The sequence below is a fragment of the Nitrospira sp. BLG_2 genome (assembly GCF_049222245.1).
Genome location: NZ_JBLYIG010000357.1, coordinates 1 through 4,970, shown reverse-complemented (window position 1 = coordinate 4,970; position 4,970 = coordinate 1). Strand labels below are relative to the sequence as shown.

Here is a 4,970-nt window from a genome sequence, read left to right as displayed (position 1 = left end):
GATGCTCATTCCCCAGACGTTCCAACTCGGCGGCCAGAGCGGCTCGCGCATCGATGAGTCGCTTCGAGACCTCTTCCGCATCGGGAAGCTGACCCGTCTCCTTTTCCAAGGCCTCGATCTCCTGCTTCATCTTGCTGATGTCGGGATGATCGGCGGAGAGATTGGCCGCCGCCCCCACGTATTGCGCCCGAAGCGCCCGCAAGCGCTCAACCGAATCCAAAATGCGCTCGCCCGTGACGGACAGGATCGGCGTATTCGGCTTGATCGTCGCCAATTCCCCTTCCAGATACGTCTTGCGCTCTTCAAGGTTTCGGATCTGTTGGTCGATTTCCATCAATTCACGTTCAGCCTGGTTCATCAATTGCTGGTTCAGCGGTGTCAACTCCGGAAGCGCTCCCTTAGCCCGATGTTTGAACGCCGCGATCTTTTCATCGATCTCGCTGATGTGCCGAGCAAGATTTTCTGCTTCTTGCTGCAGGAACGAGGTTGCCTCTTGGGCTTGGCGTTCACGGCTCTTCAAATTTTCTCCCAAGAACAAGCTGGTCAGTTCGTTCGCCACTTTCTGCGCCAGCTCAGGAGATCGATTTTGATACGCTACCGTAAACGCGATAGTCGCCTTGGTAGCATGCTGTGTGCGCTTATCCACGACATCGGCACTGATCACTTCCACTTCGATGTCCTTCACGAAACGCTTGACGATTTCTTCAGCGGGACTGTTCTTCCTCTCATCCTGGTAGAGATTGAACTGCTCGACCACTTTCCAAAGGGTCGTGCGGCTCATCACCTGTTGCTTGATCGTTTCGATCCGTTGATCGGCATAACTGGTGATGGTTGATCGTACGAGGTCGGAGGGGATCTCCTGCTCTTCAATCAATATGGTGGCGGTCGACTTGAAGGTCGGCGGCCATAGAAACGCTAGGGTCAACGACACCGCTAAAACTGCCAAGCCGATCAAGAGGATGAGTTTGCGACGCCGATGAAAGGCCGCAAGGTAGTCTTTCAGACCCATCGCGCGCTCACTGGATATTATCGAAGTATGAGTCTGCGCCATAGCTTCAGTAGGACCATGAAAGTTTGGGTGGATAATAGGTCACCATGAACATCGTCGCATGAGAACTAGCTGAATCGGTGGCAGTATCGACGTCGCGCCATCGGTACATGTATGAGACCTCCGCCTGCCACCATTCAAGAAACTTCCAAGACAGTTTCGGTGTGACGCTGATATAGTTGTTATCCGGAAAGATTCCACCGATTGTCGAATTCGCTTTTCCCGTCGTGAGAATCCCGGTCACATTCAGAGAGCAGGCAACAGTTTCCGAGAGGTCATATGACCCCATGACTTCTCCTCGATTGGTCTGAATCAGTAACCCGAATCCACTTGGGGCAAGATCTCGAGCGAAGGTGGCTTGTATGATCGCCCTCTCAAACTTCTTTGCCATGCTGGCTCCTGCCAACCAGACTGTTTCTCGGGACGTAATGTCACCAATTGGACTCCGAGAAGTGGACGACAAAAATCTGGGACCGCCGTAGACCGTTCCTGTGAGGGATTCATCAAAAGCATGCGTCAGGCTGATGTTTATTCCTGGGAAATCCGCCTGAAACCCAGCCGGTGAATCGATCGTGCGAAAGTGAGTATACGACCCTACCAATTGGATTTGATCCCGTTCACTGAGTTGATACAGCAGTCCTCCAGACCCGCCCACTAATCGGTAATCAACCAATCTACCAGTATCATACGTAGTATCTGAAAATTGCACACCCGATTGGAATGACAGTTTTTCGGTCAAACTTCTTGTCCATGACGGGTTAAATGTCCACTGATTTCGCTGGGCAAACTGCAAGACAATGCCGGTTTCCTGTAACTCACTGAGCAGCGTGTTATCACGTGTGAAGCCGCCGGTAAAATTGAGCAAATCTTTCTCCGTCCGATACCGAACCGACAATGGTGCAAAAACATTTGTGAACTGTCTGTCCTCACCGCCGAAGTACTCCACATAATCTGCAGCAATGCGGCTACTGACATCGAGACGCTCGGTCTTTCCTGCAAACTCCGTTGCCGGTGTCACCCAATAGCCGTAGGTGTCATTGTGGGGCAATGGGGTCAAGAGTAAGTTGCTGTTGTAAACCCCTTTAACCCCAAGAGAAGGCGAAAGAGACCATTCGGCCGCCTTACTGTAGGATACCAGGCCAAGTTCCATGAGACAGATCCACAAGATGAGCTGTCCCAAAGCCCTGCCGTATCGAATCCGACCGCAGTCTCCACCGCCATGCCTCCACTGCATTGCTTACGGCACCATGACCACGTCACCGCGCTGCAGAAGAATGTTTTGCTCCAAATTTCTGCCTTTCCGAATATCACCGTAACGAAAAGAAATCGACTGTTGGGCTCCTTTCACTCGTCGCATGATCTTAATATCGTTTTCGGCCGCAAAAGGGGTCAACCCGCCGGCGAGGCTCAGTGCCTGCAGCACGTCGGTGTAATGACCGATTAAGTACTCACCCGGCTTGTTCACTCGTCCAATGACATAAATTTTATAGCTCATCACTTTCGTGACCGCGATCGATACATTTGGATTCGGAATGTATTTCGTCAATCGTTTGGCGAGATCGGCGCGAATGTCATCGAGGGTACGTTCTTCCGCCTGAATGTCGCCGATGAGAGGAAAAGAAAACATCCCATCCGGTCGCACGACGACCTCTCTGGTTAACTGCTCGTCTTTCCATACGGAAATCAGCATGACATCCTCAGGACCAAGACGATACCCCGGATCAACCTGAGATTCCGATGTGACAGTTAAAACATCTTCAGCATGGACCGACAAAGCCGGTATCGTTACGACCAGCGCTGCGAACAGCCCACTCATCATCCATCGAATAAACCGAAACATGGATGCTCCCTACCCTTCGATCTGCGCTAAGACCTGCTCCGCTTCCCGTCGGCCATCAAACTGATCGGCAGCCTTCAGCGATTTGGAAAGATGGGTACGAGCTTCAGCCGGCTTGCCGGAATGAAAGAAAGCGACTCCAAGATGATAATTAAGGACAGGCGCCTCGGGAAACTTGGCGACGGCATACTTGAGTAAACGGATGGCCTCCTCCCGTTGTCCCATTTTGAATCGCACCCAACCAAGCGTGTCGAGGAAAAGCGGATGCGGAGTTTCTTTCTCGAAATCTCGGCTCAAGACAAATGCTTTTTCAAGGCTCTGAGGATCCCCTTTATGGTCGGTGAGTAAGACCGCTAAGTTGTTGGCGGCAAGGACATTCTTGGGATTCAATCCCAAGACTGCGTCATACGCTCGTATCGCCTCATCGATTATTCCTTGAGCCGAATGGATGGAGGCCAGGAGCATATGAAGCTCTTCACTTTCGGCATTATCCTTTAGGCCGTTCTTCACCACCAGAACTGCTTGGTCGAACCGTTTCTGACGGAGCCACAAGCTCCCCCAATTCAGCCATGGTGTAATCCATTTCGGGTTCAGCGCCGTGGCCCGTTCAAAATGGGCCTCGGCTCCGGAGTGATCACCCGCTATCACCAGCACTTCACCTAATAAACCATGGGCGTACGAGTGATCCGGTTGCTTCCCGATCATGGTTTCGAGCCGAGTCTTCACTGGCTTCAGAGATCCCCGAGCAACCTCCAGCTTCACCAACGATAACAAGGGCTCGGGATCGTTCGGCGCTACGGCTATGGCACGCTCGTATGCGGCAACGGCTGACTCATATCGACCTCGCGCCTGATGGAGTCGACCTTCCGCCATGTGGGTAAGCAGACTGTCTTTTGCGGCAGCTTGCATCCGCCGAAGGGTGCGTTCCGCCTCGGGCCAGCTCTTCGTCGTCAGATCCAACGCCATCAGCATATCGAGAGCTTCCAAGTCATCAGGACGCTGTTTCAGTAGGTCATCGAGCCGCGCTCGCGCCTGTTGATAACGGCCGCTCTTGCTTTCCAACACGACAAGAGACCGTTTGGCCTCCACTTGGTCAGGATACAGAGCAACCGCTCGCTCAAAACTTTCCATTGCAAGATTGGTCTCACCGGTCAGCTGATACGCCCGACCAAGCAGATAGTGACCCATAGCCATGTCCGGTTGATCGTGCAAGACAATACGAAAGGCCTGGACCGCGTCCTTCCCATTTCGTCTGGCCAAGGCCATCCGCCCCGACAGAATCAAGCCGTCGGATGATCGCGGATTCTCTTTTAATACCTCTTGAACTTGCCGCTCAGCCTCTGCCTGTCTTCCCGCCAAGAAATCCATTTCCGCCAATTTGACCTTGGCTTCCAGACCGACTGGCTTGCCCTTGTAATCATCGATCAACGTGGTATAACGTTCACGTGCTTTCCCATCCTGCCCGTTTTTCCGGTAGAGCACCGCGAGTCCGAATTGAATGTGGCTTGAATATGGAATCTGCGCTGCAGCATCAAGCAGCACTCGCTCGGCAGACGGAATATCCTTTCTGCTGACGAAAAACTCAGCCAGAATCAGCCGGCGCTGCTCGTTGTTCGGATCCAGCGCCACTGCGTCGCGCAGTACCGCCTCCGCTTTACCGAATGCCGCCTGTTCAATATAGAATCGGGCGAGCCTTACCCGATGCTCCATGGCCTTAGGCTCGGTATCAATCATGCGGCGCATGATCGTTTCAGTGCCTGCCATGTCTTTTGCCTGGATCAGGATAAGGCTAAAATTATTGAGAAGGTCTAGGTCTCTCGGATGAGCCTCAAGTGCGCGTCTCAATGTTGCTTCCGCCTCCCGATACCGCTGCTCTTGACCGTAGAGTGTGGCCAGCAAGATAGCCACATCGGGCTCGGTCGGAAACTGCCTGCTCAATTCTTCGGCCTTTGGAACAACCGAAGGAATCATCTCTCTGGCCACGGCTTGTGCGGCAATCTTCAGCGCGTGCGCTTGGGGATGACGAGGGTTGATTTTCAGCACCTTGTCGGCTGCGTCACTCACATTCTGAGTCAGGCGGGCTTC

The 4,970-nt window shown here is 53.0% G+C and carries 4 protein-coding genes; all 4 read right to left on the bottom strand.

The features are described from left to right. Positions 1-1,009: GumC family protein (locus ACOSYY_RS09840; RefSeq protein WP_421662111.1), on the bottom strand; the 1,009-nt coding region annotated here is incomplete at its 3' end. Positions 1,010-1,055: 46 nt separating this feature from the next. Next, positions 1,056-2,198 (bottom strand): hypothetical protein, encoded by a 1,143-nt coding sequence (locus ACOSYY_RS09835; protein WP_421662109.1) that lies wholly within the window; start codon positions 2,196-2,198, stop codon positions 1,056-1,058. Positions 2,199-2,285: 87 nt separating this feature from the next. Then, positions 2,286-2,888 (bottom strand): polysaccharide biosynthesis/export family protein, encoded by a 603-nt coding sequence (locus ACOSYY_RS09830; protein WP_421662108.1) that lies wholly within the window; start codon positions 2,886-2,888, stop codon positions 2,286-2,288. 9 nt (positions 2,889-2,897) lie between these two features. Beyond that, positions 2,898-4,970: tetratricopeptide repeat protein (locus tag ACOSYY_RS09825; RefSeq protein ID WP_421662107.1), on the bottom strand; the 2,073-nt coding region annotated here is incomplete at its 5' end.